Consider the following 16,746-nt stretch of genomic DNA (forward strand, 5'->3'; position numbering starts at 1 on the left):
TTTAATACCATACAAGACCTCGTAGATCGTAATTCGTAAATCGTAATTTTTTCTTCCTCTTGTCTCTTGCTTCTTGTCTTGATACTTGATACTAGCGTCTTGATACTTTTTATCATTCATCCTTCAGCGTCTTTACCGGATTCATTTGAGTGGCCCGATAAGACTGCGCAGAGATCACCGCGATGGTAAAGGCGATTCCTCCGATGGCCAGCAGCAGGAAGTTAACCCATGACGGCCATTCCTTCACCGCAAATTGCTCCAACCAGCTCTGCATAAAATACAGACTCAGGGGAAGCGCGACCACCACACCGATGATCGTGATGACCAGAAACTCTTTGTTGAACATCCAGGAAATACTCCAGCTCGACGCCCCTAAAACTCTGCGGATTCCGATCTCCTTGGTTCGCCCTGCGATACTCAAAGCCGCCATCGCAAATAATCCCATCGCAGCAATCAGGATCGCAATACAGGCTGCAAGGAATACCATCTTGCCCAATCGCTCGTCGGCGACATATTGCTTTTGAACCGTCTCATCCAAGAAATTAAAGCTAAAAGCTTCCATCGGAAAAACCCGCTCCCATTCGCTTTCTAGCAAAGCTCTGAAAGCCTCAAAGTCGGTTCCTGCACCTTTTACCATCACTTTTGGGTTGGTCGCGGAGTGGATCATCAGCGTATTGATCCCGCTGAAGATTACATCGGGGCTTTTGGCCAGGATGACCGGCTCGATTTCCTTGTACAGCGAATTGTGATTGAAATCCTTCAGCACGCCGACGATCTCATGGCTTTTGATCTTGTTGCTTGGCAGCATTTCTCCCAAGGGATCATCCCAACCCATCGCCTTGGCGAAAGTCTCATTGATGAGCACGCCGCTGCTGTCAGCTCCTATTTGCGGGTTTAGGTCCCGACCTTTGACGAGCTCCAGTCCGAGCGTCTTCACATAATCCCCGCCGATAAAATTCAAGCGAAAATTAAACTGTTTTTCATCCGGCGTCGGGAACCCACCATCCCAAAATGAGTCATCCCCGTAGGTGGCAATGGTGATGCCGGCAGACAGAATCTCCGACCTCCCCATCAATGCCTGTCGGTAAATCTCCGCCTGCGCAAAACTGGCGCTGATTGTCTGCCTAAAGTTGGTACCCGGCGCATCCGGCACATCGACCAGCACGATCATTTCCTGATCAAAACCGAGATCATAATCCCGGATCGCATTCATCTGATGGACCATGATCAGGGTCGATGCGATCAGCATAAAGGATATGAAAAACTGAAACGCGACCAACCCTTTGCGAAGCCCCTGCTTTCCAAACCGGATCGAGAGATTCCCCTTCAGCACTTTGATCGGCCGCAGATTGGACATAAAAAACGCCGGATACGCTCCTGCCAAAGCCGTGATCCCCAGCACTAATCCAAGCAGAATCAGGATCTGAGTCGGCCCGTACACCAGCTCGAGTTTTTTGTCAAACAGCTCATTGAAGGTCGGAAGCAGCACCTCGGCGAGGATCAAGCCCAGGACCAACGCAGCGACTGTGACCAGAAATGCCTCCGTCAAAAACTGGATCACCAGCTGTCCAAACTCAGCCCCCATCGTCTTGCGCACTCCCACTTCTTTGGCACGGGTAGTTGAGCGCCCGATTGCCATGGTGGTGAAATTGATGCAGGCGATGAGGAGGATCAAAAATGCAATCCCAGCCAATATCCAAAGCAGGGTTGGGCGGGTAGTTTCAGCCATTCCGGTATCAGGATTGTCCGAAAGGTGGATCTCAGCGATCGGCTGGAGGGTAAAGAAATACTCTCCCGCTTTATAGTTCTCGCCCAGTACTTTCTTCATCATCGGGTCTACTCCTGCCTCCACTGCGGCTTTTGACTGCGCTTCGTTGAGCTTCACATAGGTATCTCCATAGACGTTGTACCATGATTCCTGATTTTGCTTGGGTATGCTAAAATCCAGATTTTCATCGTTCACCAGCATCTCAAACTTAATACTCGAGTTAGCCGGAAGATCTTCCAAAAGTCCCGTCACCTGATACTCCTCGTAGTTGTCCCCCATTTGAATCCGGATGGATTTCCCCATCGGATTGGCATCGCCAAAATACTTCTTCGCTGTCTCCTCGGTGACCACCACCCCAAATTTGTCCTTCAAAGCCTGCTCCTTTGTTCCCTGAAGCAACTTGAAGCCGAAAATCTCCAAGAAGTCGGGGCTTACGCTCAGGAATTGCTGGGTCTGAGTGGTCTCGTCATCCAGATAGGCCTGCGCGGAGCTGCCAATGAGCCGGGTCGTATGAGTCACCTGCGGAAACTCGGCGGCGAAAGTAGGCGCGGTGATGACCGGCGTTGAAAACCCGGAAAACATCTCCTCTTCCCCTTTTTCATGCCGTTCCACCCGAAAAATCCGATCGCTTTCTTCGTGGAAATTGTCGAAGCTGCTCTCAAACTGTACAAAAAAGAAGATCAGAATGCTGACACCCAAACCCAGCGTGAGCCCGATCAGGTTAATCCCGGTGTGCAGCTTGCTTTTAGCGAGATTTCGAAGGGCGATTTTAAAGTAGTTTTTAAACATGGCCTGGGAGAATAGGTTGATCAATAGGGATAATATTGGTTTGGCACTTCAAATAAAGGACGGACAAAATTCCGGTCGAAACCGAAAGTCTATAGCTCATCAATCGACAGATGCTTTTCCACTTCCATGCCATGAAAAATATCCTAACTAACGGGGTTGAGGGCTTTTCCTCGTTTTCCGTAAATTATTGGCGAACAATTTTGTTCGTAGACGCACATTCCTAAAATTCTGCCCAGACACTCATCGACAGGGAATATTGCGAAGGTAGTTCTATCCGTTTCGTGAGAAAATGGACTATATTGAAACTGAACCTACCCCAAAACGCCATGCTGACTTTTCCGCTGATTTCTCTTGTCACTGCTTTCCAATTCCTTTCCGAGCCAAAATTCGAAGCACAGGAAATTGACGCCGCCGTTGCAATTGGCTACGGAATGGCCATCGGAGACGTGGACGGAGACGGGAAGGAGGACATCCTATTGGCGGACAAAAAACAGATCGTCTGGTACCGTAACGGAGCTTGGGAAAAACATATCATCGCGGAAAATCTCACTGCATCTGACAACGTATGCATCGCCGCCCGGGATCTGGACGGGGACGGCAAAGTTGAGATCGCCGTCGGTGCCCAATGGAATCCCGGCGAAACCTCTGACACGACCAAGTCGGGCGCAGTCTTTTACCTGGTTCGCCCTGCCGATCCCACTCAACCATGGACTCCAAAGCAACTCCACCACGAGCCCACGACCCACCGGATGCGCTGGCTGGAAAACGGAAAGAAATCTTACTTGATCGTCGTTCCACTGCATGGCCGTGGCAATGCCAACGGGGAAGGCGCTGGCGTGAAAGTCATCGCCTACGAGTATCCCAAAAATCCAGCGGGTGACTGGACCTACGAAGTGATCGATGAGTCCATGCATCTGACCCACAATATGGATGTCGCCGCCGACCAAAATTCGAAATCCTTTCTTTTGGGAGGAAAAGAAGGCGTAAAGACGATAACAAAAGAAGGTCGTACCTGGAATACAACACCTTTCCCTTTACCTGAAAATGACGGCGTAGGTGAGCTGCGAATGGGGTTGACTGAGAATCAAACCCACTTCCTAGCGACCGTCGAACCCATACACGGAAATCAACTCGTCGCATATGACCTTGTTCCAGGCACACGAACCGTCTTGAGTGACCAACTCAAAGAGGGTCATGCGCTCGCCGTTGGAGATTTTCTGGGACTTGGATCGGACCAGATCGCCGTCGGTTGGCGGGTGCCCAACGCAGCAGGAGAATTGGGAGTCAAACTCTTTGTTCCCAAAAACAGCTCATTTACTGAATTTGAGGAATATTGGATCGACAAAAACGGGATGGCTTGCGAAGATCTGCAAGCAGCTGATCTCGATGGAGACGGCAAGCCGGAGCTCATCGCCTCGGGCCGCGCCACCAAAAACCTGAAGATCTACTGGAACAAGAACTAATCGGGGCGCCTTTTGATGTATTTCGGACGAAAAGTGTACGGTCCCGAACAGGCAAAGTTCTGGTTTGAAATCGCTGCCAATGTTTTTTGACTATTTTCAAAATTAAATTTTGGTAATAATCCGGACCCGATGCAACCTGAGATTTGGTCAAATTTCGCCAAAAGTGTCCGCCAGCAGAACAAGCGGACGGCAGAGTGAGCGATTATTATACAGGTTTTGTTAAAAATCGGTGAATTATTCAGAATGAAATTCCGTAGACTTTTTAAAAAGTTAACAATTAACACGTGCACCTCCCTTCTATTTCATTCATGATATTTTGATTGGTACGAGCTTCGCAAAGAGATAAGTATAACTCTAAACCAACAAATGATTATGAAAACCTTATTCACAGTAGCACTAGCTAGCGCATTATCTTTTGGCGCATTCTCAGCGCAGGCAAGCGAAGACTTGAAAGAACTCTCCGCCGTAAACACCAACTATAAAAAAGTAACGATCACCCTGAAAGAAGGAGTCGGCGCCGCCAAAGTGTCCATTCTCACTCCTGAAGGCAAAGTCCTGAGCAGCAGAAAGGTCAGCGTACAAGACGAAAATCTGGTCGTCCCCTACAATCTGACCAATCTGCCGGCGGGAGAATATCAGGTAAGGATCGCCACCAATGAAGATGAGGTTCGCTACACCGTAGAGACGATGGATCAACCGATTCCAGCTTCAGAGTTGCCACTGATGGCATACGGAAAAAGCTTGGACGAAAACACCGTGAGATTGGCAGTAATTGGACTGTTGGAGCCTGGTGTTCAGGTAAAAATCTTCGCTTCTGAGACAGGAAAACTGATCCACGAAGAGCAGATAGACCAGCCTGAGGGATTTACCAAAAACTTCTCCTTCGCCGGAATGCAGTCCGATCAAGTCTACATGGAATTGGCAGATGCCAAAGGAAGAACAAAAACGCTGTATTTCTAATCCGCCAGGCCTGTGCGCGTGAGGCGTAGCGGACAAGTACTTCTAAAACTAAACCAACACACCCCAAGCCCTGTTCTTCGGATCAGGGCTTTTTTGTTTTTAGGCGTTTCTAATCGATTGTGAAGCGACTCTCCTCCTCCTTACGAGCCAGAAAGCCACCAGAATGTTTGGAACCCAACACAGCCAAGCGACAATATGGTAGGCCGGTATAAATTCGCCCTGATGCAAAACGATCAGGATCGGAAGCCAGATCCTCAGCGTCACCGCAGCAAAAGCGGCGGCATAGCTGAAGATCATCCAGTCTTCGTGTGCCACGTAATCGTGTTTTTTGGCGGTAAACCAGCCCATCATCGTAGTGCAAAGCCAGATGACGCCCAAACTAACAAATCCCAGTATGCTTACCAGTCCACCAGTCGCAAACAGGCCGATGTAGATCCCCGCCAGACTGCTGAAGAACACCGCGGTCACATAAGCCATTCCGATCCGTTTGTGAAGTTTCCGCTTTCTGTCGCGCAGCCCTTTGTCAAATTGAATCCAGCCGCTTAACAAAGCAAAGCCCCCGCATAGGATATGCGTGTAGAAGGCGACGTTCCAGACTGGATCAGCCAGAAGTGTCTCCGGCTTGGACTGAAGTAAGCCGAAATTGCTGTCGGCCCAGAAATAGATCGCCGGATAGAGTCCGATGACAACAGCTAACAAAGCAAAGAACCACCACGAAGCTTTTTTAATAGTTGCATTCACAACAAATCGGTTTGAGTGATAAAATGAAACGGGAGCGAAATCTAGGATTTTCTATTTATCTAATCCCCTTCACCAGACCAAATCGAATCGGATGATTGGAAAATCCGCCCCGAAAGTTCGAGGTAAAGGGCGCCAAAGTTGAATCAATGACCGCAAAATCCGTTTTCAAGGATCTCGTTTTCTTTGGCCGAAAAACAAAAAGCCCGGATAGTTTCTGATCCGGGCTTTGAAAGCAATTTGTCTTGATAAATCGCTGCCTATTCGTCCTTCAGGCTTTTCACCGGATTGGCGATCGCTGCCCTCACGGCCTTTGATCCGACAGTCAGGATCGTCAGCAAAAGCGACGCTGCCATCACCAGCGCAAAGAGGCCGACTGAGATCTGAGTTTGATAGGCAAAGGTTTCCAGCCACTCTTTCATCATGTAGTAAGCCAGCGGAATCGCCACTCCAAACGCGATCAACACCATGATCAAAAACTCCCTGGAAAGCATAAACGTGATCTGGGAAACCGAAGCTCCCAGCACTTTTCGGATGCCGATTTCTTTGACTTTCTGACCGATCATGAAGGAAACCAAGCCATACAATCCGATGCAGGAGATCAGGACGGCCAGGCCAGCGAAGATCTTATAGACTAAAGCCAGCTTTTGCTCGGACTCATAGAACTCCGCAATGGATTCGTCGAGAAACTGGGCGGTGAAGATCTGCTCCGGGTAGTGCTGCTCAAACTTCCCCTGAATCGCTTCCAGCGTTGATTTGCCTGCCGTTTTGTCCAGGCGGACAGCTACTTGGCGATATTGGGATTTGAAAGTGGTGATTAGCAGCTGCTTGATTTCCTCCCGAAGTGAATTGACCGTAAAATCCTTGACCACTCCGGTGACCGGCACCCATTCTCCACCACCCAGACGGATCAACTTGCCAATGGCTTCCTCGGGCGATCCGAGCATCAGTTTTCTGGCCATAGTCTCGTTGATTACAGCATTTCGGATGGTGTCGCTGGCTGGATAGCCTGCTCCAGCCGCGAATTCCATTTCGTAGAGCTCAAAGTAATCTTCATCGGCAAACTTCAGAAACGCTGGAAAAGGCACATCTTCCTGCTTTTGATCGAAATAAAAATTAGAAGCAGAGTTGTTGTCAGAGGAAGGCACATCCGAGCCCATACTAGCCGACAGTACGCCCGGAATTCTCAGCAATTCCTGCTTGAAAGACTCGATTCGCACACTTTCACGAGAGTCAGAAGGCACATCCATGAAATAGATGGCTTCTTTGTTGAAACCAAGATCGGTCTCCTGCACCAGATTCATCTGCCTCACGGCGATCAGTGTCCCGATCATGAGGATCTGAGCAATGGCAAACTGCAGCACCACCAAGCCTCTGCGGATCGGAACGCCACCGATTTCAGCACCCTGAAACTTATTTTTCAAGGCCTGGATAGGTTTGAACCTGGAAATTATCAAAGCGGGATAAAAGCCGGAAAGCAACGTCAGTACCACAATCAGCAGTACCATAAAGCCCAAGATCACCGGCTGAAAAAAGCTGATATCAGCAGGCACATCCGCGATCTTGTCCAAAAACGGCATCAACAGATTTGCCAAGACCAAAGCCATCCCCGCCGAGATGATTACTGACAAAAACGTCTCGCCCAGTGACTGCAGAGCAATCTGAGTTCTGGAGCTGCCCATGACTTTACGGACGCCGATCTCTTTGCTTTTGCCGATAGCAAGCGAAGTGGTCAGGTTGACAAAGTTAATTGAAGCCATGACGAGGATGAAAATACCAACGAGAATCAGGGTCTGAATGGTGGATTTTCTGACCAAGCGACCGCTCAATGGTTCCAATTCCGTATTGAAATGAATGTCGCTGAGCGCCTGCATTCCATGAGTTCGCACCGAATTGCCTCTGCCCTCAAAATGTTTCTTGGAGAAATCATCCAGTTGGCTTTGTGCCAAAGCCAGATCGGTCTCAGTATTAGCCAGGACATACACCTGGAAATTGCTCCCGGTACTGCCCCACTCCGACAGATCGTATTCAAAGGTGTCCTGATGTGACCGAATCGTCTCATAAGACACGAGGAGGTCAAAATCAAAATTGCTGTTTTCTGGCAATTCGGCCACTACACCACCTACCACAAGCGATACTCCATTGGTCAATTCTATGGTTTTTCCCAACGCATTTTCCCAGCTTCCAAAATACTTCTCTCCCTCAGACTGCGTCAAAATCACCTGTTCGGGTTGATCCAGGGCTTTTTCACTCCCCGAAAGAAATTCCAAATCAAATAGATCCTTGTATTCAGAGGTGGAAAAAAACAGAGTCTCGGCTTTGTGCTTATCCGGGGTATCTGCAGATTCGGACTTGCGTACATTGACCTGAACCTCACTGTGAGCGATCACCGGCACGACTTTGTCAAAGCCAAGTTTTTCGCTCATCAAGGCATCAGGCACCGGATTCGCCACGCCGGGATTTTGGTCCAAGCCATCCTGTCCCTGATCTTTCGTAAATATCCGATAGACCTGACCGTAGTTTGACTGAAACTTATCATAACTCAGTTCGTATTCAACAACCACAAAGAGCAGCAAGGCCGCTGTGATACCGATGGTCAGTCCGACTATATTGATCACCCCTACCCATTTGCTTCGGGTCAGGCCTCTCCAGGCGATTTTAAAGTAATTTTTCAGCATTGGGGATTGGAAAATTGAAAGATTTGAAAACCGGAAAATATAGAAACGCACCACATCCTTAGCCTATTCCATGCCAGTCAAAAAGCGTATTTGCTGGGCAAAAAGCGCAATTTAGGAGCTAGCATTCGGACAGTTTTGTCCGCCAGTGGGCAAAAGGCAATCAGATCGGGAGGTCGTTTTGAATCTTAGGTCTTAGATCTAACGTCTTACATCTAGCGTCTATCCTATCGATGTCTAGCCGCTCTTTTTGTGGTAATTTAGAACTACCTAAACCAACAAATCATGATCAAGAGCTATTTAGTGATTGGTTTCCTTTTATTTTTTTCCACATCGATCAGTTCACTTGGCCAGCGGATCTCCGGATCCTCCACGCTGAAGATCGATGACAGCCTCGAAGAACGAATCTTTACGATCGGCCAACTGGAGTTTTTCGAAGACAGTACCAACGAACTCAGTTTCGACGACATCATCCCGGCAGATTTCCAGGCGAACTTCAAGATCCGTCCGGAGATCAACAAAAGTAATTTTGACGTCCACCATACCTATTGGGTGAAGCTTTCCATTGAAAATGATCCCAAAAGCTCCAAGAAATGGGTGATCGAATTTTATGACCAGAGCATTGATTTCCTCACCGCTTACCTACCCGAGCGCGACGGCAGCTATCAGGAAGCCCAGCTCGGGGATGCGCTTCCGTTTGAAGTCCGGTCTTTCAAGCACAAGAATTTTGAGCTGATCATCGCAAACGAGACCGAGGGGATCTCCAATTACTATTTCAAGATCAGATCTTCTCAAAAGGCTGACATCCGAATCGCGGTCCGCTCGGTCAACCGCTTTGTCTACTATGCGCTTAACGAGTACTTCGCCTATGGGCTCTTCTACGGGATGATCGCTATCCTGGCGCTGTACAACCTGCTTATCTATTCGGCCATCCGTGAGGTGAAATATCTCTATTACACCTTCTACCTCACCAGCGTAGCGATCTACGCGATGTGTGTAGATGGCATCGCATTCCAATACCTCTGGCCAGACAGTCCGGCTCTAAACCAGATCGCCAACGGAGTGTTCAGCTACTCGATCATCCTCTGGGCGATCCTTTTCTCCATCAAGTTTCTAAATACAAGAAACCGTTCCTATCCCATCCATTTGATCTTATTAGGCATGCTCGCTTTGAAAACGCTACTGTTTCTGGGTGGTTTTTTGGTCGACCAAAAGCTCTTTGAGATCAAGTTTTACGACGTGATTCCGTTCTTTTTCATCTTTGTGGCCAGCATCCACATCTGGAGCAAAGGCTACAAGGTCGCCCGCTTTTTTGTGATCGCGTACGGGGTTTTATTTCTTGGCGTGACGATCAAAGCCCTGGTCAACTCGGCGATTATCCCTCACCATACCCTCCTCTATTACAGTCTTCACATCGCCTTTTTGATCGAGATGTTGCTGCTCACTTTTGCCTTGGCAGATCGGGTGAGAATCCTCAAAGACAACCGGGATCGGGCGATGCGGCGAACCATCCGGCAGATCGAAACTAATGTAGCGTTGAAAGACAAAGTCAACCGCGAGCTCGAGCAAAAGGTGAGTGAAAGAACCCGTGAGTTGGCGGAGAAAAATAAGCTGCTGGAGGAGTACGCCCTGCAAGTCAACGAACGGGATGAGGAGATCAAACGAATCAACTCCCTCCTTGACAAAGACAATTACAAACTGAAAAGCAGCATCCGGGAGTCCTTCCAAGCCCGCCTCAGCAACAAGCTCCTGACTCTGGAGGAATTCAGAAAGATATTCCCCGACCCATCTGCTTGCCTCCGCTACCTCGAAGAGTTCAAGTGGGGCAATGGGTTTGAATGCCGTCACTGCAATAACCCAAAAAGTGCAAAAGGCCCGAAGCTTTTCACAAGGCGCTGCAGCAAGTGTGGCCATATAGATTCGGCTACTGCGGGCACGATCTTCCAGGGTATTAAATTCCCGCTGGACAAAGCCTTCTTTATCGCCTACAACGCAATCACCAAGCATGAAAAGAAGACGCTGGAACAGCTGGCGGAGCAGCTGGATCTAAGGAAAAATACCGTTTGGGCTTTCCGAAAAAAAGTTCTTCTCAGTCTCAAGGAATCCGAAATCCAACAACCCAAGTGGAGTGATCTACTGGTAAGCCAAGACTTCTCCAGCAACTAGCCCGGCTCAGAATATCGCTTTCTAAAAGGCTAAAAAAGTCCTCGGACCGCTTTTTTCAACTGCTTAGTATCCACGCGGGACTAAATAGATTCAAAACCGCTTCAGGAGCTTCTAAAGACGCTTTTAACCGAAACTGAACGGGGATATTTGACTCTCTAAAATTTCGTTAAAACCGGATTTTTATCAGTTTGGCAGTACCGATTCAATCTTCTCCGCTTTTCTCTTTTCTACATTCATGACGTTCTCACGGAAAAGCCGGAGACTACCACAAATTCTTTAGTCAAACCCAAAATTTCTTTCGTATGAAGATGCCTTTACCATCGAGTAAGGAGGCATGGAAGGCAGAGATTCGCTCTCTCGCCAAACTTTCCATGATGACGGCCCTGCTAGTCTGGTCCGTTTCACTTACGGCATTTGCCCAGTCCGCCCAAGTCAGCGGAACGATCCTCGACGCCACCGGCTTCGGCCTCCCCGGCGTCACTGTCCTTGAAAAAGGAACCAACAACGGAACCGTCACGGACATTGACGGTAAATACTCCATCACCGTCTCTTCTCCCGAAGCCCTTCTGGTGTTTTCCTTCGTAGGCTATGAAGCCCAGGAGATCCTAGTCGGCAATCAGACGACCATCGACTTAACCCTACAGGAAGCCATCGGTTCCTTGGACGAGGTCTTGGTGATCGGCTACGGAACCCAAAAGGAGCGGGACCTCACCTCTTCCATCTCTACCCTCAAGACCGAGGACATCGTCAAAACTCCCGCGCCCAACGCCATGCAGTCGCTGCAGGGTCGAGTGGCGGGTGTACAGATCGTCAGCAACGGTGCACCGGGCGCTTCCCCTACGGTGAGAGTCCGGGGAGTAGGTTCGTTTGAGGGAAATGCCGCTCCGCTGTATGTGGTCGACGGAATGTTCTTTGACAACATCGACTTCCTCAACCCCAACGACATCGAAAACATCTCCGTGCTCAAAGACGCCTCCGCCGCCGCGATCTACGGAGTTCGCGCTTCGAACGGAGTCATCTTGGTTACCACCAAGTCCGGAGCCTACGAGCAAACTCCCGAGGTCGTGTACGATGGCTACTTCGGTATTCAGGTGCCGCAGAATGTACTGAAGATGGCAAACACCCAGCAGTTTGCCCAATACATCAGAGAAACAGGCTCAGCGCCGGACATCGCCTTTTTGGAAAATGCCATTCAGCGCTACGGCAGAAGCCGCGTGGATCCAAGTCTTCCGGATGTCAATACCGACTGGTACTCTGAGATCATGAGCCCAGCTTCGATCCAAAATCACAGTCTTTCATTCAACGGAGGCTCTGCAAAAACCCGATACTCCATCGGCGGGAGCTATTTCTCCCAAGACGGCCTGCAGAATGAGATCCGAAACGAATACAAGCGTATCAATCTTAGGGCAAAAATAGACACCGACATCAAGGATTGGCTGACCGTGGGAGGCAACTTCAACTTCGCGGTATCCCGGCAATATGTGGGCGAAGACGCGGCTTGGTTCAGGGCCTATTTTTCAGTGCCTACCATCCCGGTCTACGATCCGCTCAACACGGCCGCCACACCCGAGATGCTTTCTAACGCGCAGCAGGTTGGCTACAGAGGAAGTCAAAACCCGTTCTATCCGCTCCTCTACACCGACAATCGTAACAACGTCGCAAAGGTGACCGGTAACATCTACGCGGATATCAACCTGATACCTGACAAGCTTGACTTTAGAACGTCATACAACTACAGTCTCAGTATGATCAACGCCCGCAACGTCAATTTCGCCTACAATGACGGGGTGACCGAATCTCCATCAGCCTTGAGAAAGCAGAACGAGGCAAGATTCAACCAGATCATCGACAACTACTTCACTTATAACAACAACTGGGGAGATCACCTACTGACCGTGACAGCCGGACAGTCGTTTCGAAGTGAATACGGCGAAGTGCTGTTTGCCAGAGGTACCGGCTTGAGTCCCAATCCAACTTGGGAAAATGAAGAGTTTTGGTACCTGTCCAATGCACAGAACCTGGACCTTAACGGCATCGGAGACGTCAATGACAATACGATCAATTCACAGCTGTACTACCTCTCCTTCTTTGGTCGGGTGGCCTACAACTACGACGAGCGATACCTCCTTTACGGTACCTATCGTCGGGACGGAAACAACAAATTCCAGCAGAAATGGGGGGATTTCTTCACCATCGGCGCCGGCTGGGTGATTACCGAGGAGGAGTTTTTTGGAGTTGAAGCCATCAATTTCCTCAAATTCCGCGCGTCATGGGGCCAACTCGGAAACGACGGGATCCGTCCATCCATCGGCGCTCCCACCCTCGAGGAAACGAGCACCGCCTTGGGAGATATCCGCTACATCGGCAGAAGACTCAACCCGACTTTTGACCTGATCGACCGATGGGAAACCACCGTTGAGAAGAACTTTGGGCTAAATGCCAAGCTGTTGGAAAATAGGCTATCCATCGATGCGGATTACTTCATCCGGGATACCAAAAACTTGGCTGTCAGCGTCATTCCTCCGGTATTTCGATCTACAGAAAGACGTAGTGTTGGAGAAATCAGAAACCAAGGGGTGGAGTTGAATATCACTTGGGCGGATCAGATCAACGACGACTTCTCCTACTTCATCGGAGGAAATTTCGCCACGCTGAAAAACACCGTGCAAAGCCTCGGTGGGCCGCCAAGTCTCGACGCCGGTTCTGCCGAATTCAGACAGCGCTCTATCGTCGGCGAGCCCTATCAGGCATTCTTCGGCTACGAAGCGACCGGCGTGTTCCAAAATGAAGAGATGATCCAAAACAGCGGTTACACCGCCGAGTTTATCACCGAACGAAATCTCGTGCCGGGGGATCTGATCTTCAAGGATCAAAACGGCGACGGAGTGATCAACGATCAGGACAGAGTCGTGTTGGGTTCCTTCCTTCCCAAACTGACCTATGGAGCAAATCTTGGATTCTCTTGGAAAGACCTGGAATTTTCGACTCTGATTCAAGGGCAGTCCGGTCACAAAATCCTCAACAGAAAGCGCGGCGAGATCATCTTCACCAATGATACCAACATCGATGCTGATCTGGCTACCAACCTCTGGCGGGGAGAAGGCACTTCTGACAAGTATCCTTCGGCCGCTGGTCTCAGAAAGGGCTGGAATCAGAATTTTAGCACCTATTTCGTAGAAGACGGCACGTATTTCCGAATCCAAAACATTCAGATGGCATATACCTTCCGGGATATTTTCGGAGGAAAAGTCCCAGCGACTCGACTGACTTTCACAGCAGAGCGGCCGCTGACGGTATTCAGCTACAATGGCTTCAACCCGGAAGTAGCAAACGGCATAGACCGTCAGACCTACCCGATTCCGGCAGTCTACACTCTAGGTCTGAATGTCAAGTTTTAATCCCAAAACAACCGAGAACTCATGAGACTATTCAATAAACTATCGATACTGGCACTGGCTCCGGCATTTTTTCTACCGATGGCCTGTACAGACCTCCTAGACGAACCCCTCGAAAACGTCCAGAGAGTAGAAGAGACGGACTACACGCAGACCGAGAATATGATGCTGTTGGTCTATGGCTCCTATGCTCAGCTCAATGACCTGCAATGGGAATCCTTCCCGACCATCGCCCTGCGTGGAGACGACGTAAATCCAGCAGGTGATCAACAACCACTCATCCAAACGGATCTCTTCGAATACGACCGCAACTTTTGGCTTTACAACTCCACCTGGCTCAACCTCTACTCAGACATCATCTACTGGCATGGCGCGATGGAAGAATTGATGAAGTACCAGGAGGCAGGAGCCAGCGCGGCACTGACCAATCAGTACATCGCAGAGATGAAGGTGATGAGATCCTTTGAACTGCTGATACTGGCCCGGCTCTGGGGCAACATCCTGATCCCGACCAGTTCCCAGCCGAGAGAGCTCTATAGCGTGGAGCTGTCCACCTACGATGAGGTGATGCAGCACATCTCTGATCAGATGGACGAAGCAATTCCGGCTCTGGCTTCCGTGCGTCCCAACCAACGAACCGATATCCCCGGCGGAGTCTCTCGATACACGGCACTTGCGGTCAAAGCCATGGCCAATCTCGAACTCAAAAACTTCCAGGCCGCAGCAGATGCGACGGGAGAGATCATTGCTGAGGGAAGTTTTTCCCTTCAGGATGATTACTATCAGCTGTTCAAAATCCCCGGAAAACTGAGCGGTGAAAACCTCATGGAACTCCAGTACTCTGACTATGGCACTCCCACAGGAACCGTGAACAGATACCTTTGGGACTTCTTTGGGCCAGCAAGCTGGACTCCGGCCGTAGCCGGCGCAGGCGCTGGATGGGGATTCTGGGAGCCTAGTGCCACCTACATCAAGTTCATGCTGGACCGCGGTGAGCGGGAGAGATTGGAAGCCACCGTGCTCTTCACGCCCGACGGCATCGCACAGATCAAATCCGATCCTGCCTATGCCACCCTTCCGGCCTGGATCAGCAACACCTCTAAGGACGGTGACGTGTTTAACAACCACCCCAGGTACAAGTTTCTCAGCGGGAAATTCTATCTGCCGTCCAAGCAGCTCACACCCGGTCGCTTCACCTATGGGGAAAACAAAAACATGCCCGTCATCCGATATTCCGAAGTCCTGCTGATGCATGCCGAGGCCCTCACCAATGGAGCGACGAGCTCCGCGATGACAGCCGATCAGGCAGTGAATGCCGTCAGAAGCCGGGTAGGACTTGGCCCACTTTCAGGAGTGACCTTGGACCAGGTCTTGGATGAGAAATTCGCCGAATTCGCTACGGAATGGGGAATCCGATTCAATGATTTGGTCCGCTATGGAAAAACCGAACCGCTCAACTATGAGGGAAGAACCTATACAGAAGCCGATCGATTCCTCCCCTATCCGCTGGAGCAGCTGGACATCCTCCCTCAACTGAAAGAGGCTCAACCGTGATTTCTACAAACAGTCAAACCCAAAAGCAATGAAATCGAGCAGAGCCAAAAACGTCACACACTGGGATGATTAAGCAACGCGAGATTCGATCGGACCTTTATAAAACAAAATACAAGATGAAAATCAATTCATATATACTATTGACAGGCATGCTGCTGCTTAGCTTTTCCTGCAAGGACAGCTACATCGACGAGATTACTCCCGTTGCGGCAGGTGCGGACGAGACCGCGCCCGAAGTCACTGTCTCCTTTCCATCGGAAGGCACTATGATCCGCGTCACCGAAGACGTGACCGCGATCGACATTAAGTTCGAAGTCAGTGACGACATTGAGATCGGTGATATCAAGGTACAGATGGACGGCACGGAGATCGGTGCTTACTCGGATTTCATAGATTATCGCCGGGCGGTAGTGACCCTCCCCTATGATCAACTGGACAACGGGGAGCATGCCCTAAAGGTGATCGCGACCGATCTCTCAGGCAAAACCACTGAGGAAACCATAAACTTTCAGAAGGCCGAGCCCTATCAGCCCCAGTACGACGGAGAGGTTTTTTATGCGCCATTTGACGCGGAAAATCTCGACCTGGTGTCGCTCACGGCAGCCACTGCTGTAGGCGCTCCCGCATTTACCCAAGACCGTGTGGCCGGCACCAATGCCTATGCCGGAGCAACGGGGGCATATCTTACGTTTCCGACCACGGGATTGCTCAGCGAAGAGTTCAGCGCCTCTTTTTGGTACAAGATCAATGCAAGTCCCGACCGTGCAGGAATCCTGGTCATCGGCCCTCCGGATGAGGTAAACCCCTCCAACATGAACAACCGCACGGGCGGATTCCGTCTCTTCCGCGAAGGGTCAGCTACCCGACAGGTATTCAAACTCAACGTGGGCAACGGCACCGCAGATTCCTGGTTTGACGGAGGCGACAACGCCGCGATCAATCCTACCGTCGACACTGGCTGGATACATATTGCATTCACCATCTCCGGCACAGAGGCAGCGGTGTACATCAATGGTGAGGTTGCGAGCAAAGGCGCATTCACGGGAGTTGACTGGGAAGGTTGCGATATCCTTTCCGTCATGTCCGGTGCGCCGCGATTTGTGGAGTGGGGACACGTCTCTGACAGAAGTTTCATGGACGAATTGCGGATATTCAATAAGGCCTTGAGTCTGGAAGAGATCCAAACGATCATCGCAAACGAGCAGCCTTAATCTATTTCATTGGCCGGAGTCGTCGAT

General features: G+C 50.0%; 9 protein-coding genes. 6 read left to right on the forward strand and 3 right to left on the reverse strand.

What is annotated here, in order from left to right; genetic code table 11:
• Positions 1 to 112 precede the first annotated feature (112 nt).
• Positions 113 to 2,557 (reverse strand): ABC transporter permease, encoded by a 2,445-nt coding sequence (locus tag G459_RS0109685; RefSeq protein ID WP_035455573.1) that lies wholly within the window; start codon positions 2,555 to 2,557, stop codon positions 113 to 115.
• Between the two features lie 299 nt (positions 2,558 to 2,856).
• Between G459_RS0109685 and G459_RS0109690 the strand changes: the two genes are divergently transcribed.
• Positions 2,857 to 4,020, forward strand: a complete 1,164-nt coding sequence (locus G459_RS0109690) for an FG-GAP-like repeat-containing protein (protein ID WP_245588157.1) — start codon at positions 2,857 to 2,859, stop codon at positions 4,018 to 4,020.
• A 372-nt stretch (positions 4,021 to 4,392) separates the two neighbouring features.
• On the forward strand, positions 4,393 to 4,980 hold the full coding sequence (locus tag G459_RS0109695) for a hypothetical protein (RefSeq protein WP_035455608.1): 588 nt from the start codon (positions 4,393 to 4,395) through the stop codon (positions 4,978 to 4,980).
• 99 nt (positions 4,981 to 5,079) lie between these two features.
• Here the strand turns inward: G459_RS0109695 and G459_RS0109700 are convergent, their stop codons facing one another.
• The gene (locus tag G459_RS0109700; protein WP_026967481.1) at positions 5,080 to 5,721 is read right to left on the reverse strand and encodes a DUF2306 domain-containing protein; all 642 of its coding nucleotides are present in this window, start codon (positions 5,719 to 5,721) and stop codon (positions 5,080 to 5,082) included.
• Between the two features lie 257 nt (positions 5,722 to 5,978).
• Positions 5,979 to 8,396, reverse strand: a complete 2,418-nt coding sequence (locus G459_RS0109710) for an ABC transporter permease (RefSeq protein ID WP_026967482.1) — start codon at positions 8,394 to 8,396, stop codon at positions 5,979 to 5,981.
• Positions 8,397 to 8,678: 282 nt separating this feature from the next.
• Between G459_RS0109710 and G459_RS0109715 the strand changes: the two genes are divergently transcribed.
• From G459_RS0109715 to G459_RS0109730, 4 genes are all read left to right on the forward strand, one after another.
• Positions 8,679 to 10,559, forward strand: a complete 1,881-nt coding sequence (locus G459_RS0109715) for a 7TM diverse intracellular signaling domain-containing protein (protein WP_035455576.1) — start codon at positions 8,679 to 8,681, stop codon at positions 10,557 to 10,559.
• A 302-nt stretch (positions 10,560 to 10,861) separates the two neighbouring features.
• Entirely contained in the window at positions 10,862 to 13,957 is a 3,096-nt protein-coding gene (locus G459_RS0109720) for a SusC/RagA family TonB-linked outer membrane protein (protein ID WP_026967484.1), read from the forward strand.
• 21 nt (positions 13,958 to 13,978) lie between these two features.
• Positions 13,979 to 15,508 (forward strand): RagB/SusD family nutrient uptake outer membrane protein, encoded by a 1,530-nt coding sequence (locus tag G459_RS0109725; RefSeq protein WP_026967485.1) that lies wholly within the window; start codon positions 13,979 to 13,981, stop codon positions 15,506 to 15,508.
• Positions 15,509 to 15,624: 116 nt separating this feature from the next.
• Entirely contained in the window at positions 15,625 to 16,719 is a 1,095-nt protein-coding gene (locus tag G459_RS0109730) for a LamG domain-containing protein (RefSeq protein ID WP_026967486.1), read from the forward strand.
• Positions 16,720 to 16,746 lie beyond the last annotated feature (27 nt).

Origin of the sequence: Algoriphagus terrigena DSM 22685 (assembly GCF_000429445.1) — a bacterium.
GTDB lineage: Bacteria > Bacteroidota > Bacteroidia > Cytophagales > Cyclobacteriaceae > Algoriphagus > Algoriphagus terrigena.